Genomic DNA, 26,832 nt, shown 5'->3' with positions numbered 1-26,832 from the left:
AAACCAAATTGTTAATTTTTTCAATTTAATAAATGACCACATTAATTATAGAAGACGAAAAACCGGCTGCGAGATTATTACAAAGAAAATTAGAAAAATTAAATATTGCTGTAGAAACCATGCTGCATTCTGTTGAAGAATCTGTTGATTGGTTTGCCAATAATCAGCATCCTGATTTAATATTTTTGGATATTCAGCTTTCCGATGGTTTATCGTTTGAAATTTTTGAAAAAATAGATATAAAAAGCGCTATAATTTTTACAACGGCTTATGATGAATATGCATTAAAAGCCTTTAAATTGAATAGCATCGATTATCTTTTAAAACCAATTGATGAAGATGATCTGGAAGTTGCAGTGACGAAATTCAAAACCCGACTTCCTAAACCGGAATCAGAAAGCAGTAATTTGCAGCTTGATTTTGAACAAATACGAAAAATGCTCTCAAATCCTTTTGAGAAAACGTTCAAAAAACGTTTTACAGTTAAAATCGGACAGCATTTAAAAGTAATTACTACAGATGAAATCGAATGTTTTTTCAGTGAAAACAAAGGAACTTACATTCATACTTTCGACAATCGAAATTATTTGATCGATTCAACTCTGGAAATTTTGGAACAGGAATTAGATATGAAGGATTTCTTTCGCGTAAGCAGAAAATTCATTGTTCCGCTTCAGGCAATAAAAGAAATTCAGGTATATACTAATTCCCGACTTAAAGTTATTTTGCCATCTTATAAAGAAGATGAGGTAATTGTAAGCCGGGAAAAAGTACAGGATTTTAAAGCTTGGTTGGGGTAAAATTTATTTAATCTTTTTCAAAACCATCCAAATAAAGAGCCAGCGGCTCGATCCGTTTTGTAGGGCTGTCCCGATAGCTATCGGGATCAATCCGGTTGGACAAAGATTGGAAACATTATTAGATTATATATAAAGCATAAAAAAATCCTTCATTTTGAAGGATTTTTTTATGTCTTAAATTTTAAATTATTTACTTAATCGATGCAAAGTATACGTCATTGCACTCAAAAGGAAAAACGCCATAATTTGGTGAATTAATCCTAAAGCCAACGGAACGCTGTATAATAAAGTGAAAACACCAAGTAAAAACTGAATGAAAACAAAAGCTACAAGAGTTTTAATTCCGTTTGCCTGAGTAGATGTAAGCGTGTATTTTTTGCTTTTGAAGAAAAGGAAAAGAATAATTCCCACAACTACATAAGCAAAAGTTCTGTGTACAAACTGAACGCCGCTTTTTCCTTCAATTAAATTCTTAATCAAAGAAGATTGCTCAATAAAAACCGATTCATGAATAAATTCGCCATCACTCATTAAAGGCCAGTGATTGTGAATTAATCCGGCATTTAGCCCCGCTACAAACCCGCCATAAATAATTTGGATTAATAAAGCAGCTAAAGCATAACGTGCAATATTTCGAAGCGGTAAAATTTTGTTGATATTTCTTTCAGGGTAAATTAAATCCAGCGCTACCCAAAGCGTGTATGCAAAAGTGATAAAGGCAAAAGTAAGGTGTAATGAAAGTCTGAAATGACTCACATCCGGGTTGTCAATTAATCCGCTTCGAACCATGAACCATCCTAAGAATCCTTGAAAAGCGCCCATTCCTAAAAGCACAACGCATTTTTTGATTGTATCTGTATCTAATTTCTTTTTAGCTAAAAAGTAAACAAAAGGCACAAAGAAAACCAAACCAATAATACGACCAATGAAACGGTGAAACCATTCCCAGAAATAAATAAATTTATAATCGGCTAATTGAAAATCGTTGTGAATATTAATTTTTTGATATTCTGGAAATTTCTTGTACTCATCAAAAGCGGCTTGCCATTTGGCTTCTGTTAATGGCGGGAAAGTGTCGGTTACCAAATGCCAGTCGGTCATTGATAAACCTGAATTGGTTAAACGCGTGATTCCGCCCACGACAACCATTAAAAATAATAAAACACAACCTGATAGTAACCAAATGATTACTGATTTATTCTCTTTTTTCATTTTTATAAAATACTTATTTCTCTATTTTTTTTAAGCCTAACTTTTCAGCTCTCTTAATTACAAAATCATAAGCTGCTTGATATTCATTCGGAATATCACCTTCTAAAATAGCCTCTTTTACAGCTTCTTTCAAAATTCCGATTTCGCGTGAAGGTTTCAAATCAAACATTTCCATAATTTCTTCGCCGGAAATTGGTGGCTGAAAATTACGAACATGATCGCGTTCTTCAACTTCAACAATTTTCTTGCGGACAAGCTCGAAGTTTTTATGGTATTTTTTGAATTTCGCCGGATTTTTGGTCGTGATATCGGCTTCGCATAAAATCATTAAATTTTCTACATCTTCGCCAGCGTCAAAAACCAAACGACGAACCGCACTGTCAGTCACAATATCTTGTGCCAAAACAATTGGGCGCGAACTCATAATGACCATTTTTTGCACAAATTTCATTTTGTGGTTCAAAGGCATATGTAAACGTTCAAAGATTTTCTTGGCCATTTTTCCACCAAGAAACTCATGTCCATGAAAAGTCCAACCTTGTTTTTTATTGAAACGTTTTGTTGGCGCTTTACCAATATCATGCAATAAAGCCGACCAGCGCAACCAGACATCATCAGTATTTGGACAAATGTTGTCGACAACTTCTAAAGTGTGGTAAAAATTGTTTTTATGTGTATGACCTTCAATTTCTTCCACCTGATTCAACGCTGTTAATTCAGGTAAAATTAAATCTAAAAGTCCGGTTTTGTATAAAAGTAAAAATCCTATTGAAGGTTTATCTGTAGAAAGAATTTTATTCAATTCGTCTACAATTCTTTCGCCAGTTATAATTTTGATGCGTTCTGCATTTTTTGTGATTGCATTTAAGGAATTCTCCTCAATTTCAAAATTCAATTGATTTGCAAAACGAATCGCACGAAGCATTCGCAAAGGATCGTCAGAATAGGTAATATCCGGATCCAAAGGCGTTTTGATTGTTTTGGTTTCTAAATCGGCTAAACCATCAAATGGATCTAAAAGATCTCCGAAATTATTTTCGTTTAAAGATAAAGCCAACGCATTTATAGTAAAATCACGGCGGTTTTGATCATCCTGAAGTGTTCCGTTTTCTACAATTGGATTTCGGCTGTCGCGGTTATAAGATTCTTTTCGGGCGCCTACGAATTCAATATCAGTATCTTCAAAACGAAGCATTGCAGTTCCGTAAGTTTTAAAAACCTGAACTTTTGGTTTGTTTGGAAGTAAATCAGAAACTTTTAAAGCTAATTCGATTCCGCTTCCAACTGCAACAACGTCAATGTCTTTTTTAGAACCTCGGTTTAAAAGCAAATCACGAACAAATCCTCCTATCACATAAGAGTCAACATTTAATTCCTGAGAAGCTTTCGAAATGATATCGAAGATTTTGTTTTGTAAAGCAGATTTATAATTTGTTTGTATAGCCACGAATTCACTAATTTTTATAAAATAATACGTTTATGTTCAAGTGAGGTAGAATTAAAGTTTGCAAGAATAGCTAATTTATTTTTGGAAACTTTTAGATAATTAAGACATTGTGAAATATATTTTGGATGTAAATAATCGCTTGATTTTATTTCAAGTATAATTTGATCAAACAAAACAAAATCAGCATAAAATTTGTGATCTAATATTATGTCTTTATAATTTACCAAATATTCTTTTTCTCTTTCAAATGGAATATTTGCTTTCTTTAATTCGTATTCTAAAGCATCTTTATATACAATTTCAGAAAAGCCTCCACCTAAATTTCTATGAACATCAAATAAAATTCCCATTATCTGATAACTTTCCTGTTGATACAATATTTTTGTCATGATCTAAATTTTTCCGCCACGAATTCACGAATTTTTCTAATTAATTTTTTAAAAAGCTAATTCGTTAATTCGTGGCTATTATTTAGAATACAACTTTCAATTTTTGTATTGAAAATGTTTTTGGAATTTTATGGTTGCAAATTTACAACATAGAAAATGCCTTTTATAATCTATGGCCTAATTTTTTGAGTAAATTCACAATTTTTCAATTGAAATTTATGAAAATAAAAAATGCTAAAGGTGAATTGCACGAATCAATAGAAATTGAGCGCATAGATTGAAACATAATTTTCCGCCACGAATTCACGAATTGATTTAAAAAAAAACAGGATAGTGAATAACACAAATTCATTCGAAATTATTCTCAAAGATTTTAAAAAATAAATTCGTGAATTCGTGGCGGAAAAAAATATACACCCATAAAACAAATCAATTGATATAATCCATTTTTAGAAATTCAATTTGTATTTTTGAAACATAGAAAAACGTACACATGAAAATTGTTATATCGCCAGCGAAATCACTGAATTTCGAAAAAGAATTACCAACATCTCAATATACTGAGCCTTCTTTTTTAAAAGAAGCGAGAATAGTTCACAAAGTGGTTAAACAAAAAAAGCCAGCTGAATTATCAGAATTAATGTCAATTTCAGACAAACTAGCCGATTTAAACTGGAAAAGAAATCAGGATTGGAAAACGCCTTTCACGCCTGAAAATGCGCGCCCGGCGGTTTATACTTTTGACGGTGATGTTTATACAGGTTTAGATGCTTATACAATTCCGTTAGAAAAATTAGATGTTTTGCAGGATAAATTAAGAATCTTGTCAGGGCTTTACGGACTTTTAAAACCGCTTGATTTGATGCAGGCATACCGTTTAGAAATGGGAACTAAAATGCCAGTTGCCGAATCTAAAAACCTTCACGACTTCTGGAAACCAACGGTTACTAAAGCGTTGAATAAAGAATTGAAAAAAGGCGAATTATTCGTGAATTTAGCAAGTAACGAATATTTTTCTGCTGTTGATGTAAAAGCGTTGAAAGTTCCTGTAATTACCCCAGATTTTAAAGATTATAAAGACGGAAAACTAAAAATGATCAGTTTTTTTGCGAAAAAGGCGAGAGGTATGATGGTTCGTTATATCATCGATACAAATGCTGAAACAATTGATGACTTAAAAGGTTTTAATTACGAAGGATATCAGTTTGATGCAAATCTTTCAAAAGGAAATCATTTGGTTTTTACAAGGTAATTTGAAGATACTAAGGTTCTAAGTGGCTATCCCGATAGCTATCGGGACTAAGGTTTTTAACCGCAAAGGCGCAATGATTTACGCAAGGTTCGCAAAGTTTTTACATAAAGCTTTGCGAACCTGCGTTTTTTTAATCTTTTAGAATAAATTCTTTGCGTGCTTTGCGGTTAAACTAAAAAATAAACGCCGAATTCTAAATGATGAATTCGGCGTTTCTGCGTATTATAAAATTATTATTATTAATGCATTGCGTCGGCTGCACTAATTTTGTTCTTTCCTTTTTTAATAAAAAGGATGATTGGGATACAGCATAAGAACATAATTCCTAAATACATGAAAATATCCATGTAAGACATTACGGTACTTTGCTTCATGATAGAATAATCTATTGCCTGATAAGCTTTTTTAAGAGCCACATCGGCGCTATAGCCTTTCGCCATAAAAGCATGCTGCATTCCTGAAATGCGTTGTTGAACATCGAATTTTGCAGGATCCAAATTATTAATCAGATTTACTCTGTGTTCCTGACTAAAACGTGTTATAAAAGTGGTAATAATTGCAATACCAAAAGAACCTCCTAATTGTCTCATCATTCCGGTAAAAGCTGCTCCTTCACCAATATGTTTTCCTTTTAAAGTTGAAAGTGAAAGTGTGGTAATAGGAACAAAAAGCAATCCTAAACCAATTCCTCTTAAAATCAACGGCCAGTACATATGTTCTACACCTGTATCGGGCGTCATTCGTGTCTGCATCATAAAAGTGAAGAAGAAGAAAATTAAAAATCCTACTCCAACCATATAACCTTGCGGAACACCTTTCTGAATCATATTACCTACAAATGGCATCATGATCGCAGTCGTAATCGATCCTGGGATTAATAATAAACCTGCATCAGTTGCGGTCCATCCTAAAATTGACTGTGTGTAAATTGGGATAATCAAAGTTGATCCATATAAACCGAAACCTAGGATGAAACACAAAACGGTCCCAATTCTTAAATTTCCATCTTTTAAAACACTTAAATTTACAATTGGATGTTTGTAGGTAAGCTCTCTCCAAATAAACAATACCAATCCAAGAACGGTTACAACACTTAATGTTACAATTAGTCCATCATTAAACCAATCGTCTTGCTGTCCGTGTTCTAATACGAATTGCAATGAACCAATAAAAGCACTCAATAATATAATTCCCCACCAGTCAACCTGGTTTGCTTTTAGTTTTTCACCATATTTCGGACTTCTTACAAAAGTAAGCGCTAAAATTGTGGCAATAATTCCTAATGGAATGTTGATGTAAAAAATATAAGGCCAAGAATAATTATCTACTAAATATCCCCCTAATGGCGGACCTAAAGTTGGACCTACAATTACACCCATTCCATAAATTGCCTGCGCCATACCACGTTTTGCAACCGGATAACTTTCGGTAATAATTGTTTGTGCAGTTACAAGTAACGCACCTCCACCCATTCCCTGAAAGAATCTAAAGGCTACAAGTTCCCATATATTACTGGCGTTTCCGCATAAAAAGGAACAAACCGTAAATAATATGATAGAAGCCACAAAATAATTACGTCTACCAAATTGCTGTGATAGCCAGCTCGTCATCGGAATTACAATAACATTCGCAATTGCGTATGCTGTAATTACCCACGCGACATCAGTCAGGGTAGCACCAAGGCTTCCTCGCATATCTGTCAGCGCTACGTTTACAATCGTTGTATCTACAATTTCCAACAGTGCACAAAGTACTGCCGTAATCGTAATGATCACACGTCTGTAGCCGTATTCTACTAAATCGTCTTCTGCTTGTACTGCTGTTGCCATTTATTTTATTTCAAATGTACGTCTACATCAACATTCATTCCTGGGCGTAATAATTTTACTTTTTCAGGGTCGTTTGAAGGATCTAAACTAATTTTTACTGGTAATCTCTGGATTGTTTTTACGAAGTTTCCTGTTGCATTGTCAGGAGGCAATAAAGAGAAACGAGATCCTGTAGCAGGAGAAAAAGAAGTTACAATTCCTTTAAACTCATAATTAGGATAAGCATCAACTTTTAAGCTTACTTTTTGACCCACAACCATTTTGTTTAATTGCGTTTCTTTAAAGTTAGCTACAACCCAAGCTTCGTTATTATTGATGATATAAAATAAAGATTGTCCTGGCTGAACCAATTGTCCTGGCTGAATATCAACTTTAGAAACCTGACCATCAATTGCTGCAGTTACAACAGTATAAGTAAGATTCAATTTAGCGACATCAAGCATTGTTTGTGCTTTTTTGATATTTGCAGCTGCAACTTCTGTTTGTTTGTCAGAAACTTTAGATTTTGACTGAATAACAGATTTTTGGTAAGAAGTTGCTTTTTGTTGTTGTTCTAAAACGCGTACTTGATTTTCAGCTTCTTCTTTTGCAGTTAAAGCCTGCTCATATTGCTGTTTTGTAATTGTATGTGTTTTGTATAAATTGTTATAACGGTTATAATCGTTTGTAAGTTGTCTCAATCTGATTTTTGCACTTTCGATAGAACCGCTTGCAGATTTCATTTGAGCATCAGAAACATTGATGCTTGCGTAAGCACTTCCAATATCAGCTTTAGCAGCCTCAAATTGACCTTCAGCGCCTAATAATGCAGCATTTGCCTCATCAATTTTTAATTGATAATCTCTCTTGTCGATAGTAAATAAGGTATCTCCTTTTTTTACATAATCATTATCTTTCACATAAACTTTGCTAATATATCCTGATACTCTAGGAATAATCGGATTCATTTTTTTCTCGATTTGAGCATCATCCGTTTCTTCGTGTGCCTGAGCGTGTAAGTATTTTGATATTCCGTAACTACCGCCTCCTAAAATCAGAACTGCAAGTATGATGATGAATTTTGTATTTGTCTTTTTCTTTTCCATGAGAGCTATCGATTATATTTTAGAAAGATTGAATGATTGTGATAATTGTCCTGATACTGAAAGTAATTCGTAATATTTTTGAATAATAGTTGCTTTAGATAAAGCAGTTTGAATTTTGGCATTTAAATGTTCTACATCAGCTTCAACCAAATCATTAGTGTCTGAAAGTCCGTTGTCAAACTTATCTTTTACCAATCTGTAGTTTTCCGCTGCCTGCTGAAGCGCTTCTTCATAAACTACACTTTGGTTGATTGCCAAATCATAATCTTCAATAGATTTTTGAACTTCAACTTTAATGCGATCCGTCATAATAGCTTCAGTATTTTTTACTTCCAAAGCTCTGCTTTCTGCCTCTTTTACATGAACGTTATTTTTCAAAATTCCAGATAAGTCATACGATAAACCAATCCCGAAGTTCATAGCATATTTTACCGTAATAATGTCTTTAAGGTCAAATGCTGTATAACCTCCAAGCAATGAAAGTGAAGGATAATATCCCGCTTTTGCTATTTTAACGTTAGCTTCTGAAGCTTTTCCTTGTAATCTTATTGCCTCTAAATCTTTTCTGCTTTCTAATGCAAGAGCATCAGATGTTATTGAGTTGGTTGTTTTCAGATTAAAGAAATCCTGCTCATTTACCTCAATTTTTACAGAAGGATCTAATTTTAATAAAGTAGTAAGATAAAAGTTGATATTATTGATGTTGTTATTTGCTTCATCAATAGATAATTGCGTTTTTGAAACCAATAACTGAGCTTTCAATAAATCGTTTCTAGGAATAATTCCGTTTTTCTCTAATTCTATAAAATCAGTAACACGTTGTTTGGCACTTTTTTGATTCTCATTTAAAACATCTAAAGTTTTTTGAGCTTTGTATAATGCAGTATAATAAGTGATTACTTTTAAAGCAACGTCTTCTTTTGTTTTTGCAGCATTTGCACTTTCAGCTTCATATAAGTTGTCGTATGCATCAATGCTGTTTTGAATTTTAAAACCTGCAAAAATTGGAAGACTTAAATTTGCCATTCCCAGCATAGCTCTGTCAGGAGATGCTAAAGAAGCACTTTCGCCCTGATTTGGCATATCAATCGAAGCTTTTGTAAGTCGCTGATATTGACCAGAAACCTTAATGTCCGGATATTGATTGTTTTTTACGGTTTTTAGTTCGTATTTTTTTGTGTTTACCTTAGTGTTGGCAAGCGTAACTTCGTTACTTTTTTCCCAAGCCATTTTAACGGCTTCGTCCAAGGTTAAACTTGTTTTTTCTTGTGCTTCAATTGAAGATATTCCGATGAAGAAAACTCCAAAGAGCATTAATTGACTAATTTTCATAAACAAGTAGCGCTTTTATAGTTTGTTGAATGTGCTTTGTAAGATTGTTTTTAATGTAATTGTTAAACATTTCCTCGGTTTTTAAATCCAATAATTCTTCGAAGAAAGAACGATTCATATGAAAGTGGAAAAAGGTTCCAATAATCGTTGGCGTAATGAGCGGAATATTTACATCTTTTCTAAAAACGCCCTGATCTTGTCCCTGTTTAATAATACTTTCAACAGATTTTAAATTTCCTTTTTTAAGTTCCGTAAAAGCATTCAGGCTTTTTTCTCTTTTTTTATTGTTTAATTCAAAATGTAAAACCCTGTAAATGCCTTTGTTAAGGCAAATTCTGTTAATGTAAATTTCGATTAATTTATTGACTTTGTCAAGCGGTTCAATGTTTTCCTGCAATAAATTTTCGAGTTGTAATTTTAAATCGGTGGTTTTATGAAGAATTAAAGCTTCCAGAAGCCGTTCTTTTGACCCAAAATAATAGGACACCATGGCAATGTTGATTTTTGCCTCTTTTGAGATGTCCCGAATGGACGTCCCCTCAAATCCCTTCTCAGAAAAAAGACTTTCTGCTACTTCAAGAATCTGAATTTTTTTATCGTTTAATTCGATGTTTGACATGGTATTGTTTCTAATCGAGTACAAAATTAAACAGTTGTTTAAATTAAACACTTGTTTAATTTTATTTTAACACAATATTAACATAAAACGGTTTCGATAATTTTGAGCAAAAAAAAAAGCTGAAATACTAATGTGTTTCAGCTTTTTTCGCAATCTTGTCATTCCGAGGAACGAGGAATCTCCACAAGTAACTCCGCAATCTAAAGTCTCAATCTTTGTAGAGCTACTTGTGGAGATTCCTCGTTCCTCGGAATGACAAACTAGATTTTTATTGAATCTTTTAGAAGATGTAATTACCTTATTTCCCCAACAAATTGCGCAATTTTCCCGCTTCCGCTTTCACTCAAATGCTTGATAAAAGCACTTCCAATAATAGCGCCTTTAGCATATTTAGTAGCCTGATTGAAAGTTTCTTTATTCGAAATTCCAAAACCTACAATTTGTGGATTTTTCAAATTCATGCTTCCAATTCTTTCGAAATACGTTTCCTGAGTGTTTCCAAAACCACTTTGAGAACCTGTTACACTTGCAGAACTTACCATATAAATAAATCCGTTTGAAACGCTGTCAATAAAACGAATTCTTTCATCTGAAGTTTGAGGCGTAATCAAAAACACGTTTATTAAACCGTATTTTTCGAAAATCGCTTTATATTCATCAGCATAAACATCAACCGGAAGATCTGGAATAATTAAACCGTCAATCCCAATTTCAGCACATTTTTGGCAGAAAGCTTCAACGCCATATTGTAACATCGGATTAAAATATCCCATAATAATCAACGGAATTTTTACGCTTTCGCGGATGTTTTTCAGCTGGTCAAATAGAATTTGAGTTGTCATTCCGTTATGAAGTGCCTGAGTAGAACTTGCTTGAATTGTTGGCCCGTCTGCCAAAGGATCACTAAACGGAAGTCCGATTTCAATTAAATCCACTCCGTTTTTTTCTAAATCCTGTATAATTTGAACGGTATCATTCAAACTTGGATATCCTGCAGAAAAATAAATTGATAATATCTTTTTATCTTCTTGTAATTTTTGAGTTATTCTGTTCATCGTTTTATTGTTTATCCTAACAAGTTTTCAAAACTTGCTGGGTATTTGTTTTTTATTTTAACTAATGATAATCTTGCTTGTCCAAGTATCATTTTTGTTTTCAACCAATAATAATCCGGAATCTGAATCATTCATCTGGTCAATTAATTCTCCTTTATTGTTCCAAAATGCGCTTTGTCCTGCCGATGGCGATCCCCAGGATTCTCCGCTGAAATTCGACATCAAAACATTCATTTTATGTTTTTTAGCATAATTTTGCAAGTCTCGATACGCATTTGGAATTCCGTTTGGCGAAAAGAAAATGCTGGCAATATAAATATCTGTTTCTCTGTTTTTAGCATTTTCCGGATGTTTCGGATTATCAATATCTGCGCAAATCGCAAATGATATTTTCTGATTTTCAATCGTAATCATTGGATTATAATTGAAAGACGATTGGAAAAATTCATCTTCGCCTTCATGTAAAAACTGCTTCGTATAAATTGAAACCGAATTATCCGGAGAAATTACAAATTCCCCAATAAACATTTCATTTTCAACTTGAATAGGCGCTCCGGCAATAATGATAATATTATTTTTGACAGCCAATTCTTTTAAATGGTCAATTCTGTAATCATCTTTTGTAAAAGCCAGCGGTGCAGAATTTTCTCTTTCGTAACCCGTAATTGACAATTCCGGAAAAGCAATCAAATTGGCGCCATTTTGAGCAGCCAATTCAATAAGCTGATAATGATTCAATAAATTGGCAGATATATCTCCGCGTTTTGGTTTGGTTTGTGCCGCAGCTAAAATCATTTCTCTAATATTAATTTTCCATGTAAATCCAAGCCACAGTTCCAGATTTTAGCGTTACCTGAACTCTTTTGTAGGCGTTAGATTCAAATAAATCAACTTTGGCTAAATCTGCTAGAGTAACATTGAAAACGATACCGTGTATAATTTCAGAAGGATTTTCGCTTGCTACTGCCACAACATAATCAGCCATTCCAAATTCTTCTTCAATTTGAAGGCTTTTTAATTTGTAACCCAGTAATTGATCTGCAGTGCCCGATAATACTTTATTGAAAACCTGCATTTGAATCTGTTTTGAACGTAAGGTTCCGTATGAGAATAACTGTTCCATAATTATTATTTTTCTCGTTATTTTTATGCGTTAGGGATGGGAGCGGTATCTCCCGATTTAGAAAAACAAGGCTTTTTAGCCGTAGTTTTTGTTAATCGGGAATATAGCGGACAGCCCGACCGTAGGGAACGCCCAAATTACGATTTTTATTACAATTTAAAATAGTCAATATAATTATCTAAATCTTTATCGCCGCGCCCTGAAAGGCTGATTACCACAACATCTGTTGGTTTGAATTTCTTTTGATCCAAAACTGCAAAAGCGTGTGCACTTTCAATAGCAGGAATAATTCCTTCTAACTTTGTAAGTTGCAAACCAGCATTCATCGCATCATCATCGGTAACAGAGAAAAATTCGCCTCTTCCTGTTTGTGCCAAATGCGCGTGCAAAGGCCCAACTCCCGGATAATCTAATCCTGCAGAAATAGAATATGGTTCTGTAATTTGTCCGTCTGGAGTTTGCATTAAAAGCGTTTTACAACCGTGAATAACACCTACTTTTCCTAGTTTGCTTGTTGCTGCACTATGTCCGCTGTCAACGCCTTTTCCGGCAGCTTCAACGGCAATAATTCCAACTTCCGGCTCGTGCAAAAAGTGATAATATGTTCCAGCAGCATTACTTCCTCCACCAATGCAGGCTACAACATAATCCGGATTTTCACGTCCTTCTTTTTCTTTTAACTGCCATTTGATTTCTTCAGAAATAATACTCTGAAAACGCGTTACCATATCTGGATATGGATGCGGTCCAATTGCTGATCCTATAATATAATGTGTATCAACCGGATTGTTGATCCAGTCACGAATAGCTTCGTTTGTTGCATCTTTTAAAGTACGAGAACCCGAAAGTGCCGGACGAACTTCTGCGCCCAACATTTTCATACGAGCCACGTTTGGTGCCTGACGCGCAATGTCGATTTCGCCCATATAAACGATACACTCAATTCCCATTAAAGCACAAACCGTTGCCGTTGCAACACCATGCTGACCAGCGCCGGTTTCGGCAATGATTCTTTTTTTTCCAAGACGTTTCGCTAGTAAAATCTGCCCTATTGTATTGTTTACTTTGTGCGCTCCGGTATGGTTTAAGTCTTCTCTTTTTAGATAAACTTTGGTATTGTATTTCGCAGATAAACGTTTTGCAAAATACAGCGGACTAGGGCGTCCAACATAATCTTTTAATAATTGGTTGAACTCCGCCTTAAAATCAGGCTCATCCATTATGCTTAAATACTTTTGACGTAATTCTTCTACATTTGGATACAGCATTTCAGGAATATAAGCTCCTCCAAATTCTCCGTAATATCCTTTTTCGTTGACGTTAAAACTCATTTTATTTAAATTTTAAAAGTTGGCAACATCAAATTTTCGTTTGAAATTGCTTAATAGATTTTTATTTTTTAGCCCGGGTTCGATTTCAAATTTGCTATTTACATCGACAGCATAAATAGGTAATTTAGTTTTCGAAATTTCCTCAATGGCTTTTAATTCGTTCATTCCGATTCCGCCGCTTAAAAAAAACGGTTTTTTCGAATTGTATTTTTTTAATATGCTCCAGTCGAAAGTTGTTCCGTTTCCGCCCGGAAGTTTTCCTTTTGTGTCAAACAGAAAATAGTCGCAGACATTTTCAAAAGGTTTAATGATTTCAAAATCAAAATTTTCGTCAGCCGAAAATACTTTAATAATTTCGATTTTCTTTGGAAGTTTTTCTTTTAATTCTGAACAAAATTCAACAGATTCTTCTCCGTGTAACTGAACGGCTTGTAAATTGAATTTTTCGACTTTTTCAAGAATTTCTTCCTGACTTTGATTAACAAAAACGCCCACTTTTTTGATTGTTTTTATCAATTCGGGAACATTCCCGTTGCAATATCTAGCGGATTTTTCCCAGAAAATAAATCCCATATAATCGGGTAGGAGCGCGCCTACTTCGAGGATATTTTCTGGATATTTCATGCCGCATATTTTGAGTTTCATTTTTTTGATGCTTTAAGCTTTAAGCTTTAGGCTTTAGGCTAAATTAGTAATATTAAGAAGGCTTATTGCTTACAGCTTAAAGCCTATAGCTGTTTAATGAATTCTGTTGCTGCTTCACCAGCGTTATCGGTTTTCATGAAGTTTTCTCCAATTAAGAAGCCTTTGTATCCGTAAGGTTTCAATTCCTGAATGGCTTCGATGGATGAAATCCCGCTTTCTGAAACTTTTACAAAATCATTTGGGATTTGCGATGCCAGTTCTTTACTGAAATCCAGACTTACTTCAAACGTTTTTAAATTTCTGTTGTTAACGCCAATCATGTCTAAAGTCGGCATAATTGATTTTTCTAATTCTTCCTGATTGTGAACTTCCAAAAGAACTTCTAAACCTAAACTTTTTGCAAATTCCGATAATGATCTGATTTCGTCGTGTGTTAAAACAGCAGCAATTAATAAAATCAAATCGGCTCCATGGGCTTTTGCTTCTAAAATCTGATATTCGTCTACAATAAATTCTTTTCGCAAAAGCGGAATATTTACTGAAGCTCTTGCTAAAAGTAAATCGTCCAAAGATCCACCAAAATATTTTCCATCTGTTAAAACAGAAATTCCGCAAGCACCGGCATTTTCATATCCTTTTACAACTTCTTCAACTGTAAAATTATTGTTGATAATTGATTTTGAAGGAGATCGGCGTTTGTGTTCTGCAATAATTCCGGAATTGCTTTCTCTTAATTTCTGACTAAGAGAAATCGTCTGTTTTCCAAAAAATACAGAAGCTTCCAATTGAGAAACCGGAATAATTGATTTCTTCAGAATTACTTCTCGTTTTTTGTCTAATATTATTTTATCTAAGATATTCATGTTGTTTTGTTTCACGTTTCACGTTTCACGTTTCAGGTTTCAAGTTGAGAACGTTCAAAATAACTTGAAACCTGAAACTTGAAACAAAATTTTATTTACTTAATTCCTGTAATTTTTTTAAAGCTTGAAGCCCTTTTCCAGAGAATAGACTTTCTTTTGCCAATTCAAATCCTTCTTGTGGAGAGCATTTATTAACTGTTGCGATTGCCATTGCGGCATTGGCACAAACAACATTATTCTGCGCTTCATTTCCTTTTCCGGAAATGATATTCATGAAAATTTCAGCCGATTCTTCGATCGTTGTACCTCCTTCAATTTCAGTTTGAGATAAAAGACGAACGCCAAAATCTTCAGGTTTTATCATTCCTTCCATATGGCTGGTGATGATTTTTGTTGGCCCGGTTAGAGAAATTTCGTCATAACCGTCAAGCGAATGCAGGATTGTGAAATTCACATCAGTATTTTGATATAAATAAGCATACATTCTCGCTAATTCTAAATTGAAAACTCCAACTAATTGATTTTGTGGAAATGATGGATTTACCATTGGCCCTAACATATTGAAGAATGTTTTTACAGCCAGTTCTTTTCTGATTGGTCCAACATTTTTCATTGCAGGGTGAAATAGGGGAGCGTGTAAAACGCAAATTCCAGCCTGATCAATACATTTTTCTAAGAAATCAGGTTCGTTGCTGAATTTAATTCCCATTTTTTCCATTACGTTGCTTGATCCTGAAATCGATGAAACGCCGTAATTTCCATGTTTTGCCACTTTTATTCCGGCTCCGGCAGAAACGAATGATGCTAAAGTCGAAATATTGAAAGTGTCTTTTCCGTCGCCACCCGTTCCGCATAAATCGATCGTGTTATAAGCTGATAAGTCGACACGAATACACAATTCTAACAATGCTTCGCGAAAGCCAGAAAGTTCTTCAATTGTAATGCTTCGCATCATAAATACAGTCAAAAATGCCGAAATCTGGCTTGGATTGTATTGACCGCTCGAAATATTAATCAAAACGTTTTTTGCTTCTTCTTTTGAAAGCACTTCGTGGTTGATTAATTTATTTAATATAGTTTTCATTTTTTAAAGTTGCTAAGGTTCTAAGTTGCTAAGGTTCTAAGTTGCTGAGATGCTAAGTTTTTTTGCTTTGGGTTTAAAGTTTCACGTTTCGGTAACTTGAAACCTGAAACAAACAAAACTTGAAACTAAATTTTAATGTTCATTTCCTTGATAAATCCACATTGGTTCTGTTTTTCCTGCTCGTTCAAAACCATTTTTTTTGTAAAAGTCAACTGATCTTCCGTCGGCAGTCAGCATTTGCATGTGAAAGTGTTTGTATTTCTCCTGCATTTTATCCAAAATCATTTTTCCAATTCCTTTTCCCTGATAATCCGGAAGTACCAATAAATGTGGATAATAAACGGTTAAAAATCCATCAGAAATTGCATTCCCTAGTCCGATTAACTTTTTTCCTTCCCAAGCCGTTACAAGAGTTTCCGAATTTAATAATCCGTTGTAAAGTTCATTCGGTTTACTGGCTGAACTCCATTCATTTGCTTTATATAAAACTAAAATGTCGTCGATGCTGATTTCTCTGGTTTCTGAAATTGTTATTTCCATTTTTTAAGGTTCTAAGTTGCTAAAATTATGAGATGCTAAGGTTTTGTTTCAGGTTTCACGTTACAACAACTTGAAACGTGAAACCTGAAACAAAAAAACTAGCTCTTAATCCAATTTTCTAAAATCCTTTTTCCGTTTGGAGTCAAAACACTTTCAGGATGAAACTGAACGCCTCTTACATCAAAAGTTTTGTGTCTTAATGACATAATTTGCCCGTTTTCATCTACAGAAGTTGCTTCTAAAGTATCAGGCAAATTGGCGTCAACAACCCATGAATGGTATCTTCCAACTTCAAATTCGTTTCCTAAACCTTCAAATAAAATTTCGTCTGAAACAACCGTTTTTACATTCGTTGCAACTCCGTGATACACTTTGTCAAGGTTAGAAAGCGTTCCGCCAAAAACTTCTCCAATGGCTTGTTGTCCTAAACAAACTCCAAGAATACTTTTTGTTGGACTGTATTTTTCGATTACTGCTTTTAGTAAACCAGCTTCATCTGGAATTCCAGGTCCTGGCGAAAGCAATATTTTTTCAAAAGAAGCGATTTCATCAATTTCGAATTCGTCATTTCGGTAAACGGTTACTTCGCAATTTAAATCTTCTAAATAGTGCACTAAATTGTAAGTGAAACTATCGTAATTGTCTATAACTAATATTTTTTTCATTGTGTTGTTTTTGTTTAAGGTTTCAAGTTTCAAGTTTCACGTTCCAACAACTTGAAACTTGAAACAATGAAAACTTGAAACTAAATTTTCTATTTTTCTCGAACGTACTTTTCTGTTATGATACGGTCAATTCCTAATTTTTCTACTTTTTCTACTCCTTTTTGAGTTAAGGTGTCGTTTTTAACTTTTACCACAAACTCAAATTTTCCATTTTCCCATTGACGATTGTTGAAATACTCCAAGTTTTCCGTGTAAACACTATCCTTTAAAGTATATTTTCCACCTCCGCCAAAAAACACCGCATTTGTTGAATCTTTACCATTTTCTAAATCATGATTGAAAAAAGCGAAATGCGTTTCATTTATAATTTTAATCATTTTTGTTTTTGGATTGAAAGTCGAAAAAGTTGAATCTTTCTCTGTTGTTTCAGCTGATATTAAACGCCAGGTTCCTTCAATTGGATTGTGTTTTTTTTCAGAATTACAAGATGTCATGCAAATGATTAAAATTAAAATTGATGCTGCTTTTTTCATAGTTTGTGGTTTTTAGTTTTTTGTTTCAGGTTTCAGGTTTCAGGTTTCAGGTTTCAAGTTTCACGTTCCAACAACTTGAAACCTGAAACCTGAAACCTGAAACAAAGAAAACTATATTTGTTCTGCCATTTCAAGTGCTGTATTCAATGCTCTTAATTTGTTATAAACTTCCTGCATTTCGCTTTCTTCATCAGAACTTGCTACGATTCCGGCGCCGGCCTGACAATGCAATTGGTGATTTTTAGAAAGGAAAGTTCGGATCATAATTGCGTGATTAAAATTTCCGTCAAAATCCATTACACCGATTGCTCCTCCGTAGAAATTACGATTTGTTTTTTCGTAATCTTCTATCAACTGCATCGCTCTGTGTTTTGGTGCACCGCTCAAAGTTCCAGCTGGAAAAGTATCGGCAACTACCTGCATTGTGGTTGCTTTATCGTGTAAATATCCTGTCACTTTTGAAACTAAGTGGATTACGTGAGAGAAAAACTGAACTTCTCTGTATTTTTCAACATTCACATCGTGTCCGTTTCGGCTTAAATCATTTCGTGCTAAATCAACCAACATTACGTGTTCGCTATTTTCTTTTTTATCTTCAGAAAGTTCTTTGGCCAAAAGCGCATCACGTTCGTCGTTTCCAGTTCTTTTGAAAGTTCCAGCGATGGGGTGAATTTCGGCTTTTCTGTTTTTTACAATAATTTGTGCTTCAGGCGAAGAACCGAATATTTTGAAATCTCCATAATCAAAAAAGAATAAATATGGAGATGGATTAATACTTCTTAAAGCTCTGTAAACATTGAACTCGTCACCTTTGAATCCTTGCGTAAAACGACGTGAAAGAACCAATTGAAAAACGTCTCCTCTAAAACAATGTTTTTTTGCCAAAGCCACATTGTGCTTGAATTCTTCATCGGTTAGGTTAGAGAAACCTTCGCCTTCTTTTGTGAATTTGTATAAAGCAATATTTCTGGATTGTAACAATTGTTCGATTTCAGAAATGTTATTTCTTCCGTCAACGCTGTGACAGAAAATATAGGCTTCATTTTTGAAGTGATTTATGGCAATGATATTTTGATAAACTGCATAAAATACATCCGGAATTGAAGTTGCGTCATCTTTTTTTGCAATCGAAACTTTTTCAAAATAACGAACAGCATCATAAGAAATGTATCCGAATAATCCGTTGTTAATGAATTTAAAATCGTTTTTCTCCGATTTAAACTGATTTGAAAAATCCTGAATTACTTCTGGAATATTTGTCTTGGAATCAATTTTAATTTGTTCCGAAGTTCCATCAGGAAAAGTTTTTGAAATTACTTCGTTTTCGATTTTAATCGTTGCAATCGGGTTGCAGCAGATGTACGAGAAACTGTTGTCATTTCCATGATAATCACTGCTTTCCAATAATAAACTATTTGGAAATTTATCTCTTATTTTAAAATAGATGCTTACCGGCGTAATCGTGTCTGCCAGAATTTGCTTGTAATGTGTATTAAGTATAAAAGGTTTCAAAGTATGTTGTTTTTTAGTTTTTAATATTTTTTATGCTAAAGTTGTGACCAAAAAAAAAGGCTTGTCGTGATGACAAGCCTTTTAGATTTATAGTTTTGAAAATACCATAGGAAGCTTCGTTCACGACGTTTGACGTAAATTCTTCCACCACCAAGTATTGTTCATTAATGTTTTCATTTTCTTATTTTGATTTCACAAAGATATAAAGGTAATTTGAATTAAAAGACATAAAATTTCAAAAAAATCTTTTCTAATTTTGGAATTTTGTTAAATTTTAAAATTCATTATTGCTTTAAACCCTTAGTTTCCAATAGCCAGCGTGTTATTTACGTTTGCTCTAAAATCTGGACTTCCTCCTTTAATGCTTGGTGTTGTGAATAGTTCTATGTTTTTAATTTGGGTGTATTGTATACCTGAATTTTGGCTATTATAAAAATTTTCAATTGCAGAATTGCTTGATGAAGATTCACTGGTAATACCGCCGTTGCAATTGTTTACGATTAAGTTTTTAAAAGTTAGTTTTGATAAATTGGCATCGCCATTTCCAATATTTCCTTCCAATAAAGCAAATGGAGTAAAACCAGAAATAATACTATTTGATAAATTAAAGAAAGTATCCTCTCTAACATAAACAGATTCACGAACTAATCCTTGATTGTTTTCTTCCAAATTAATTAATGTGATATTTGAAGCATTTATTTTTGTCATTTTTTTACTCATATCTGTATTCCCAATTTTGTCAAACGAATCAACTTCAAAACATCTTGACCCTGAAATATCTGATGAAAATGGATGACGAATAGCAATACTGTTACTGATGTTGATTTGTGCACCTTGAGTAAAATCAAAATCATCATCTGTAGTTCGGTATGAAACTAAATTACTCATATTTAAGTCGCCACCGTAGCATTCAAAAGAGTCATCATTTGAAAAACTAATTTGGATATTGTTTAAAACCGTTTTTCTTCCAACACCAGCCAATGAAAGTCCGTTTAGCTCTTTCAATGAACTTAATTTTCTTCCGGCATATTCAATTCGTACATATTTTAAAACTCCCGAATTATCTTCTGCATCTTGTCCTCCGTAATGATTTAATAGTGGTTCAAGATCAAAAGGTAAAGTATGAAGTCCTCCTAAAGTATTAATTGGAGCTTTTCCTAAAATTATAATACCGCCCCAGTCTCCTGGTTTTCTTTCGGTTTTTTCTTTATTTGATGTAAAAACAATCGGATCAGTTTCTAAACCATCAGCTATAATTTTTGCTCCGTTTGTAATAACCAATGTTCCGCAAGTTTTATCATCTCCACGAATTACTGTTCCAGGTTCGATGCTTAGCGTTGCATTGTTAGTAACATAAACAACGCCAACTAATTGATAAGTGTTGCGTTTCAGTAATTTTAAATCTTTGTCTATTGTTCCGGCAATTATATTTGTAGCTTCGTTATATTCGTTGGCAGCAGGTTTAAAATTGGTCCAGTTGTTCATCCAGTTTGTTGTTCCAATAATTCCTTTTGTTTGTTGTTGTGCTTGAAGAAAAAAAGTGCTCAAAAGGGTAAGAGCAGCAATTTGTAGTTTTGTTTTCATAACTATAATTTTAATTTCTAGTTTTTGATTTTTTAATTTCTTCAAAATTAGAGCCCGAATGTTAATCAATTCGGCTATAGTTATTATGAAAGCGTTATTTTAATATTAAGAACGTTATCTTTTTGAAAACTGATTATAAAAGAAAACCCCAATAGAATCAACTATTGGGGTTACTTTTTATGTATGAATTAGTAAGTCTTAAAATTAGAATTTTAAAGCTACAGTTAATTCAAATTCGTCATTGATAGTTTTGTCTCCTAAACCTTCGAAGAAACTTCCTGATCCGTATTTAATGTCATATTTAGTTCTGTCAACTTTGAAAGCAGTTGTAGCAGTGTTTCCTTTTACTGTGATGTCAAAAGTTACTGGTTTAGTGATTCCTTTGATAGTTAAATCAGCAGTTACAGTATAAACGTCAGTTGCTTTAGCACCGATAGTTTTGAAAACTAATTTTGAAGTTGGGAATTTATCAGTTCCGAAGAAATCGTCAGCTTTTAAGTGCCCGTTTAATTTTCCTTGGTATTCTCCAGTTAAATCAGTAGAAGTTAAAGAAGTCATATCAACAGTGAAGCTTCCACCAACTAATTTTTTTCCTTTGAAAACTACAGCTCCTTCTTTGAAGTTTACAGTTCCAGAGTGCTCTCCAGTTACTTTTTTACCTACCCATTTGATAGAAGACGCTTTTACGTCGATTTTTTTAGTTTGAGCATTTACTGAAATACTAGCCGCTGCTACGAATAATGCTATTGCAATTGTTTTTAAATTTTTCATGTTGTTAAAATTGAATTTGATTAATAATAATTATAGAGTGATAAATAATTCTTCGTGAGATTTTCTAACTTTTTTGTAATGCTGAGCGTCGTCCTCATCATGTCTGTAACCTACAGCAGCGATAACAGAAGCATTTAAGCCTAATTTATCGAAACCTAAGATTTCATTGAATTGTGCTGCATTGAAACCTTCCATTGGAGTTGCATCGATTTTTAATTCGGCTGCAGCAGCAAGTAAAGTTCCTAAAGCAATATAAGTTTGTTTTGCTGTCCAGATATTTTTAGCATCTTGCGAAAGGTTCGAAATTACACCATTCATCATATCTGCAAATCCGCCTAAAGCTTCAGTTGGAACGCCTCTTGTTTCGCTAATGTTTTTAATGTAAGCTGCCACAGATTCTGGTCCAGCGTTTAAGTCATTTGCAAATACAAATATTTGAGAAGCATCTGTAAGTTGAGTTTGACCCCAAGCTGCAGCTTTTAATTTTTCTCTAATTTCTGGATTTTCAACGATAATTACTTTGTAAGGTTGTAATCCGTATGAAGAAGCTGCTAATCTAACTGCTTCTTTTAATGTATTCAAATCTTCTGCAGATACTTTTTTAGTCGCATCATATTTCTTAGTTGCGTATCTCCAGTTTAAATTGTTTACTAATGTGCTCATAATATTAATTTTGTTGGGTTCGGTATTTTTCTAATAACTGATTTAATAATTCTAATTCTTCTGGGCTTATATTCTGGGCAAATACGCGCTCGTGCTCATCTACCTTCGGGTCTAATTCTTTTAAAACATCTAATCCTTTCTGAGTAATCAAAACCTCAATTTTGCGTCGATTATCCGGACAAACATTTCTTGTTACGAATTCTTTCAGCAATAATTTATCAACTAATCGGGTTGTATTACTCGTTTTAGCTAACATACGTTCTTGTATCACGCACATATTAGCAGGATTTCCTTTTTGTCCTCTTAATATACGCAGTACATTATATTGTTCTCCAGACAAGTCATACGGTTTTATCAACTCGTTGAAATGATCCTGAATCACATTCTGTGTGTACATGATATTCAGAATAACTTTTTTCGCATTATCCATCTTAACTGTACTCTTAATAACCTCTTCAATTGTCATAGTCGTAAGTGTATAATTTGTATATACAAATGTATAACTTTTAATAGTTGTATATACAAATGTTTTGTTAATTTTTTGTTAATTGAAATAACGCTAAAAATTATAACTTGATAAAGCCTATATAATTAGTATAAAAGTACTATTTATTTTTTGAAGCTTCCAAATAAATCTTCTTCAAATGTTTTAAAGCTTTGATAAAGATACGTTTAAGTTTTAGTTCTTTAAAATAATTGGCTTTAACAGAATGTAAATTTTGATCATCAGGGCGTGCCAGTATTTAAAAAAAGGCCTACTATACTTTGCGTTCATGTGGCCTTTTCTTAAATACTGTCGGGCTTTCGCTGCTACTTCGGTAGCTTAGCTCTATCCCTCACGCGAGCGCAAGAAAGAGAAAACCCGACAATTTTTCTAAAACTGTCGGGTTTGATATACTCTATATAATAAGGTATAATATTAATGAGGAAGTTTGTCTTTAATCAAACCATAAACCCATGTTCCTGCAATTGCACTTACTAAAGTAACAACTATTACAGTCGCTCCAGTTCCAATTTGAGCAAAAAGCGGACCCGGACAAGCTCCAGTAATCGCCCATCCAAAACCAAACATTAAACCGCCATAGATTTGACCTTTGTTGAAAGTCTTTGGCTGAATTTCGATTTTTTCGCCTTGAAGCGTTTTGATGTTGAACTTTTTAATCAGAAATACCGAAATTACACCAACAGCAACCGCACTTCCGATTACGCCATACATAAAGAAAGATTGCAAATGAAACATTTCCTGAATACGAAACCAGCTAATGATTTCAGCTTTTACGAATACAATTCCGAAAAAGATCCCAACGATTAAATATTTAAGGTTTCCTAATGTGTTTTCTTTTTTCTGGCTTGCGTTGATTCCTTCGCCGTCTGTATTTTTATTTTCTAAATTATTCATTTTTGAAATTTTAAAGTGAAAGAATATAAGGTAAAATCAAAAGTGCCATTACAAAACCACCAATCATAAAACAGATTGTAGCTACTAATGAAGGCCATTGTAAATTTGATAATCCCATAATCGCATGTCCGCTTGTGCATCCGCCGGCATAACGCGTTCCGAAGCCAACTAAAAATCCACCCACAACAATCATGATAAATCCGCGAAGTGTTAATAAGCTTTCCCACGAAAATAATTGTGCCGGAACAAGCCCTGTATGATCTGTGATTCCGTAACCTGATAATTGTTCAGAAAGTTCCGGAGTAATTACAACTGCATTTGGATTAGATAGAAAATAGGCTGCAATAGCACCGCCAAGAAATATTCCGAGAACGAAAAATAAATTCCAGCTTTCTTTTTTCCAGTCGTATTTAAAAAACGGAATATTAGAAGGAATGCACATTGCACAAATATGACGCAACGACGAACTAATACCGAAAGATTTATTTCCGATAATTAATAAAATTGGAACAGTTAATCCAATCAACGGACCTGCAACATACCAAGGCCATGGTTCTCTTATAATTTCTAATATACTCATAATTCAAATTAGATGTTTTGGTTTTAACCATTAAGATATTAAGGAAATTAAGCCAATCTGACTTAATGAAACTTTTCAAAGAAGGTTAAGGAAAATTAAGCATTGCAACTTAATTTTCTTAATATCTTAATGGTGAAAAAATTATGCTTTTAATGTTTTACTTTGACAAACAAAATCTGATTTTGGGATATTTGTTTTTGAAATCGCTCCAAAACCGCCTTCCACTTCAGAGAAATTTCTGAAACCTCTCGCTTGTAAAATCGAAGCGGCAATCATGCTTCTGTAGCCACCTGCACAATGCAAATAAAAATGTTCATTTGGGTTGATGTCTTTTACCCAGTCATTAATATAGGCTAACGGTTTGCTGTACGCATCTTCAATATGTTCAGCTTCGTATTCTGTTTCTTTACGAATGTCGATTATTTTGTCTTTTTGAATGTCTACTTCATTTGCAAATTGCTCAGCTGTAATTCGGTTTACAGAATCTGTTTCGAAACCCGCTTTTTGCCACGCTTCAAAACCACCTTCTAAATGTCCGATAATGGTATCAAAACCTACACGACTTAAACGCGTTACGGTTTCTTCTTCCATTCCAACTGTAGTAACCAAAACAATAGGTTGTTTAACATTAGCAATTAAAGTACCAACCCACGGAGCAAAATCGCCATTGATTCCGATATTTATAGATTGTGGAATAAAACCTTTACTAAAATCGGCAGCGCTTCTTGTATCTAAAATCAGTGCTCCGGTTTCTTCAGCAATCACTTCAAAATCTGCTGCTTTTATCGCTTTCATTCCGTTGTGTAAAACCGTTTCAAAGCTTTCGTAGCCTTGTTTGTTCATGGCCACATTCATGCTAAAATAGGCTGGAGGAGGCAATAATCCGTCAGTTACTTCTTTGATGAATTCTTCTTCGGTCATATTAGCGCGCAAAGCATAATTCGTCGCTTTTTGGTTGCCAATAGTCGAAACCGTTTCTTTGCTCATGTTTTTTCCGCAAGCGCTTCCGGCACCGTGCGCAGGATAAACGATTACATCATCAGCCAAAGTCATGATTTTATCTCTCAACGAATGAAATAAAATTCCAGCTAACTGGTCTTGAGTCATTCCCGCAGCTTTCTGAGCTAAATCCGGACGGCCAACATCACCGATGAATAAAGTATCGCCAGAGAAAATCGCATGATCTTTTCCGTTTTCGTCAATTAACAAAAAAGTCGTGCTTTCCATAGTGTGTCCAGGTGTGTGCAAAACTTTTATGGTAACTTTTCCAAGTTTAAATTCTTGTCCGTCTTTTGCAGAAATGCAGTCGAATTCGCAGGCAGCGTTTGGTCCGTAAACAATTGGCGCTCCGGTTTCTTTGCTCAAATCAACATGTCCAGAAACGAAATCGGCGTGAAAATGCGTTTCAAAAATATATTTCAGCTTTACTTCGTCACGTTCCAAACGATCTAAATAAGGCTGTGTTTCTCTAAGCGGATCAATAATGGCCGCTTCGCCATTTGAAGTAATATAGTACGCACCTTGCGCTAGGCATCCGGTGTAAATTTGTTCAATTTTCATGATTTGGAAATCTAAAATTTGGTTCACAAAGGTAAGTTTGTTTTTTCGTAAAATAAGTGACTAATGTTACAGAAATTTGATTTCTGCTCAAAAAGAAGTGAATTTTCATCATATGAGTTATTTAAGTAATTTAAACTTGAGCAATTACGCTTTAAGCTTTAATTTTGCATATGATGAATGTCATTTCAAAACAAAAATAAAATGAACACAAAAGACTTATTAGATCAAATCGCTTTTATAAAAGAAATTGATAAAGTAAAATACATTCAGCGAAAAACAAAGCTTTTTAATAGCGACCGATGCGAAAATGATGCTGAACACAGCTGGCATTTAGCTTTAATGGCAATTGTTTTAGCCGAACATTCAAATGAACCGATTGATGTTTTGAAAGTCGTAAAAATGGTTTTGATGCACGACATTGTGGAAATTGATGCCGGAGATATTTTTTTATATGATACAGCAAAAAATCATGATAATACAGATGAAGAACGTTTAGCAGCAAATCGGATTTTTGGTTTACTTCCGAAAAAACAAGCTGAAGATTTTATAGCTATTTGGGAAGAATTTGAAGCCGGAGAAACCAACGAAGCCAAATTTGCAAGATCAATGGACAGATTAGAACCTTTATTGCAGAATACTTCCAACGATGGCGGAACTTGGAAAGAGTTTGACGTGAAGTATGATAAAGTTTACGAAAAGAAAAGCATCATAAAAGAAGGTTCAAAATCGATTTGGAATTATGCTGAAGGTTTGATCAATGAAAGTGTTGAAAAAGGGATTTTGGAGAAATAATCAAAGATAGCCCGCAAATATCTATACACAATCTTGTCATTCCGAGGAACGAGGAATCTCCGCAAGTAACTCCGCATGTTGAATTGCCAATCTTTGTAGAGTTACTTGCGGAGATTCCTCGTTCCTCGGAATGACAAGCTTTGTGGGCATTCGAATTAAACATAAGT

28 protein-coding genes are annotated in these 26,832 nt (G+C 34.0%); 3 read left to right on the top strand and 25 right to left on the bottom strand.

What is annotated here, in order from left to right:
* Positions 1 to 32 precede the first annotated feature (32 nt).
* Positions 33 to 800: a LytR/AlgR family response regulator transcription factor gene (locus GQ47_RS09620; RefSeq protein WP_035647681.1), complete on the top strand. Its 768-nt coding sequence runs from the start codon at positions 33 to 35 to the stop codon at positions 798 to 800.
* A gap of 186 nt (positions 801 to 986) precedes the next feature.
* On the opposite strand, the gene GQ47_RS09615 is transcribed toward GQ47_RS09620, so the two are convergent.
* The 3 genes from GQ47_RS09615 to GQ47_RS09605 are packed head-to-tail and all read right to left on the bottom strand — an operon-like array spanning position 987 to position 3,848.
* Positions 987 to 2,012 carry a COX15/CtaA family protein gene (locus tag GQ47_RS09615; protein ID WP_035647678.1) on the bottom strand — a complete coding sequence of 342 codons (1,026 nt, stop codon included), beginning with the start codon at positions 2,010 to 2,012 and terminating at the stop codon, positions 987 to 989.
* A gap of 13 nt (positions 2,013 to 2,025) precedes the next feature.
* Positions 2,026 to 3,459, bottom strand: coding sequence for a CCA tRNA nucleotidyltransferase (locus tag GQ47_RS09610; protein ID WP_035647675.1), 1,434 nt, complete (start codon positions 3,457 to 3,459; stop codon positions 2,026 to 2,028).
* A gap of 14 nt (positions 3,460 to 3,473) precedes the next feature.
* Positions 3,474 to 3,848 carry a GxxExxY protein gene (locus GQ47_RS09605; RefSeq protein ID WP_035647672.1) on the bottom strand — a complete coding sequence of 125 codons (375 nt, stop codon included), beginning with the start codon at positions 3,846 to 3,848 and terminating at the stop codon, positions 3,474 to 3,476.
* Between the two features lie 493 nt (positions 3,849 to 4,341).
* Between GQ47_RS09605 and yaaA the strand changes: the two genes are divergently transcribed.
* Positions 4,342 to 5,100: a peroxide stress protein YaaA gene (gene yaaA / locus GQ47_RS09600; protein ID WP_035647669.1), complete on the top strand. Its 759-nt coding sequence runs from the start codon at positions 4,342 to 4,344 to the stop codon at positions 5,098 to 5,100.
* A 239-nt stretch (positions 5,101 to 5,339) separates the two neighbouring features.
* On the opposite strand, the gene GQ47_RS09595 is transcribed toward yaaA, so the two are convergent.
* From GQ47_RS09595 to GQ47_RS09490, 22 genes are all read right to left on the bottom strand, one after another.
* Complete coding sequence (locus GQ47_RS09595) at positions 5,340 to 6,929, bottom strand: DHA2 family efflux MFS transporter permease subunit (RefSeq protein ID WP_035647667.1); 1,590 nt, start codon at positions 6,927 to 6,929, stop codon at positions 5,340 to 5,342.
* Positions 6,930 to 6,934: 5 nt separating this feature from the next.
* Entirely contained in the window at positions 6,935 to 8,014 is a 1,080-nt protein-coding gene (locus tag GQ47_RS09590; RefSeq protein ID WP_035647664.1) for an HlyD family secretion protein, read from the bottom strand.
* 12 nt (positions 8,015 to 8,026) lie between these two features.
* Positions 8,027 to 9,346 (bottom strand): TolC family protein, encoded by a 1,320-nt coding sequence (locus GQ47_RS09585; RefSeq protein ID WP_035647663.1) that lies wholly within the window; start codon positions 9,344 to 9,346, stop codon positions 8,027 to 8,029.
* Complete coding sequence (locus tag GQ47_RS09580; protein WP_035647661.1) at positions 9,336 to 9,965, bottom strand: TetR/AcrR family transcriptional regulator; 630 nt, start codon at positions 9,963 to 9,965, stop codon at positions 9,336 to 9,338. The genes GQ47_RS09585 and GQ47_RS09580 overlap by 11 nt, the downstream gene beginning before the upstream one ends.
* 293 nt (positions 9,966 to 10,258) lie before the next feature.
* On the bottom strand, positions 10,259 to 11,020 hold the full coding sequence (gene trpA, locus GQ47_RS09575; RefSeq protein WP_035647659.1) for a tryptophan synthase subunit alpha: 762 nt from the start codon (positions 11,018 to 11,020) through the stop codon (positions 10,259 to 10,261).
* A 57-nt stretch (positions 11,021 to 11,077) separates the two neighbouring features.
* On the bottom strand, positions 11,078 to 11,815 hold the full coding sequence (locus tag GQ47_RS09570) for a carbon-nitrogen hydrolase family protein (protein ID WP_035647655.1): 738 nt from the start codon (positions 11,813 to 11,815) through the stop codon (positions 11,078 to 11,080).
* Between the two features lie 10 nt (positions 11,816 to 11,825).
* On the bottom strand, positions 11,826 to 12,143 hold the full coding sequence (locus GQ47_RS09565) for a gamma-glutamylcyclotransferase family protein (protein ID WP_035647653.1): 318 nt from the start codon (positions 12,141 to 12,143) through the stop codon (positions 11,826 to 11,828).
* 149 nt (positions 12,144 to 12,292) lie between these two features.
* Positions 12,293 to 13,474, bottom strand: coding sequence for a tryptophan synthase subunit beta (trpB, locus tag GQ47_RS09560; protein WP_035647651.1), 1,182 nt, complete (start codon positions 13,472 to 13,474; stop codon positions 12,293 to 12,295).
* Between the two features lie 12 nt (positions 13,475 to 13,486).
* A complete protein-coding gene (locus tag GQ47_RS09555; RefSeq protein ID WP_238567961.1) occupies positions 13,487 to 14,098 on the bottom strand; it encodes a phosphoribosylanthranilate isomerase in 612 nt (203 codons plus the stop codon).
* Between the two features lie 104 nt (positions 14,099 to 14,202).
* The gene (gene trpC / locus GQ47_RS09550) at positions 14,203 to 14,982 is read right to left on the bottom strand and encodes an indole-3-glycerol phosphate synthase TrpC (protein ID WP_035647646.1); all 780 of its coding nucleotides are present in this window, start codon (positions 14,980 to 14,982) and stop codon (positions 14,203 to 14,205) included.
* 91 nt (positions 14,983 to 15,073) lie between these two features.
* Entirely contained in the window at positions 15,074 to 16,066 is a 993-nt protein-coding gene (trpD, locus tag GQ47_RS09545; RefSeq protein WP_035647645.1) for an anthranilate phosphoribosyltransferase, read from the bottom strand.
* A 132-nt stretch (positions 16,067 to 16,198) separates the two neighbouring features.
* Positions 16,199 to 16,606 carry a GNAT family N-acetyltransferase gene (locus tag GQ47_RS09540; RefSeq protein ID WP_035647644.1) on the bottom strand — a complete coding sequence of 136 codons (408 nt, stop codon included), beginning with the start codon at positions 16,604 to 16,606 and terminating at the stop codon, positions 16,199 to 16,201.
* A gap of 98 nt (positions 16,607 to 16,704) precedes the next feature.
* A complete protein-coding gene (locus GQ47_RS09535) occupies positions 16,705 to 17,271 on the bottom strand; it encodes an anthranilate synthase component II (RefSeq protein ID WP_035648151.1) in 567 nt (188 codons plus the stop codon).
* Between the two features lie 89 nt (positions 17,272 to 17,360).
* Positions 17,361 to 17,804, bottom strand: coding sequence for a hypothetical protein (locus tag GQ47_RS09530; RefSeq protein ID WP_035647643.1), 444 nt, complete (start codon positions 17,802 to 17,804; stop codon positions 17,361 to 17,363).
* Positions 17,805 to 17,915: 111 nt separating this feature from the next.
* Positions 17,916 to 19,316, bottom strand: a complete 1,401-nt coding sequence (locus GQ47_RS09525) for an anthranilate synthase component I family protein (protein WP_035647642.1) — start codon at positions 19,314 to 19,316, stop codon at positions 17,916 to 17,918.
* A gap of 300 nt (positions 19,317 to 19,616) precedes the next feature.
* Positions 19,617 to 20,900 (bottom strand): hypothetical protein, encoded by a 1,284-nt coding sequence (locus tag GQ47_RS09520; protein ID WP_035648149.1) that lies wholly within the window; start codon positions 20,898 to 20,900, stop codon positions 19,617 to 19,619.
* Between the two features lie 204 nt (positions 20,901 to 21,104).
* On the bottom strand, positions 21,105 to 21,671 hold the full coding sequence (locus tag GQ47_RS09515; protein WP_035647640.1) for a YceI family protein: 567 nt from the start codon (positions 21,669 to 21,671) through the stop codon (positions 21,105 to 21,107).
* Between the two features lie 30 nt (positions 21,672 to 21,701).
* The gene (locus GQ47_RS09510) at positions 21,702 to 22,334 is read right to left on the bottom strand and encodes an NAD(P)H-dependent oxidoreductase (protein WP_035647637.1); all 633 of its coding nucleotides are present in this window, start codon (positions 22,332 to 22,334) and stop codon (positions 21,702 to 21,704) included.
* A 4-nt stretch (positions 22,335 to 22,338) separates the two neighbouring features.
* Entirely contained in the window at positions 22,339 to 22,800 is a 462-nt protein-coding gene (locus GQ47_RS09505) for a MarR family winged helix-turn-helix transcriptional regulator (RefSeq protein WP_035647635.1), read from the bottom strand.
* Positions 22,801 to 23,253: 453 nt separating this feature from the next.
* A complete protein-coding gene (locus GQ47_RS09500) occupies positions 23,254 to 23,733 on the bottom strand; it encodes a DUF6691 family protein (RefSeq protein ID WP_035647632.1) in 480 nt (159 codons plus the stop codon).
* A 10-nt stretch (positions 23,734 to 23,743) separates the two neighbouring features.
* Positions 23,744 to 24,313 (bottom strand): YeeE/YedE family protein, encoded by a 570-nt coding sequence (locus tag GQ47_RS09495; RefSeq protein ID WP_371199629.1) that lies wholly within the window; start codon positions 24,311 to 24,313, stop codon positions 23,744 to 23,746.
* A 141-nt stretch (positions 24,314 to 24,454) separates the two neighbouring features.
* Positions 24,455 to 25,873, bottom strand: coding sequence for an MBL fold metallo-hydrolase (locus GQ47_RS09490; protein ID WP_035647629.1), 1,419 nt, complete (start codon positions 25,871 to 25,873; stop codon positions 24,455 to 24,457).
* A gap of 201 nt (positions 25,874 to 26,074) precedes the next feature.
* Here GQ47_RS09490 and GQ47_RS09485 point away from each other — a divergent pair, with 201 nt between their 5' ends.
* Positions 26,075 to 26,665: an HD domain-containing protein gene (locus tag GQ47_RS09485; protein WP_035648143.1), complete on the top strand. Its 591-nt coding sequence runs from the start codon at positions 26,075 to 26,077 to the stop codon at positions 26,663 to 26,665.
* The last annotated feature ends 167 nt before the right edge of the window (positions 26,666 to 26,832 follow it).

This window comes from Flavobacterium sp. ASV13, from assembly GCF_000745775.1.
Taxonomy (GTDB): domain Bacteria; phylum Bacteroidota; class Bacteroidia; order Flavobacteriales; family Flavobacteriaceae; genus Flavobacterium.
This window is presented reverse-complemented; position numbering and strand designations above follow the sequence as displayed.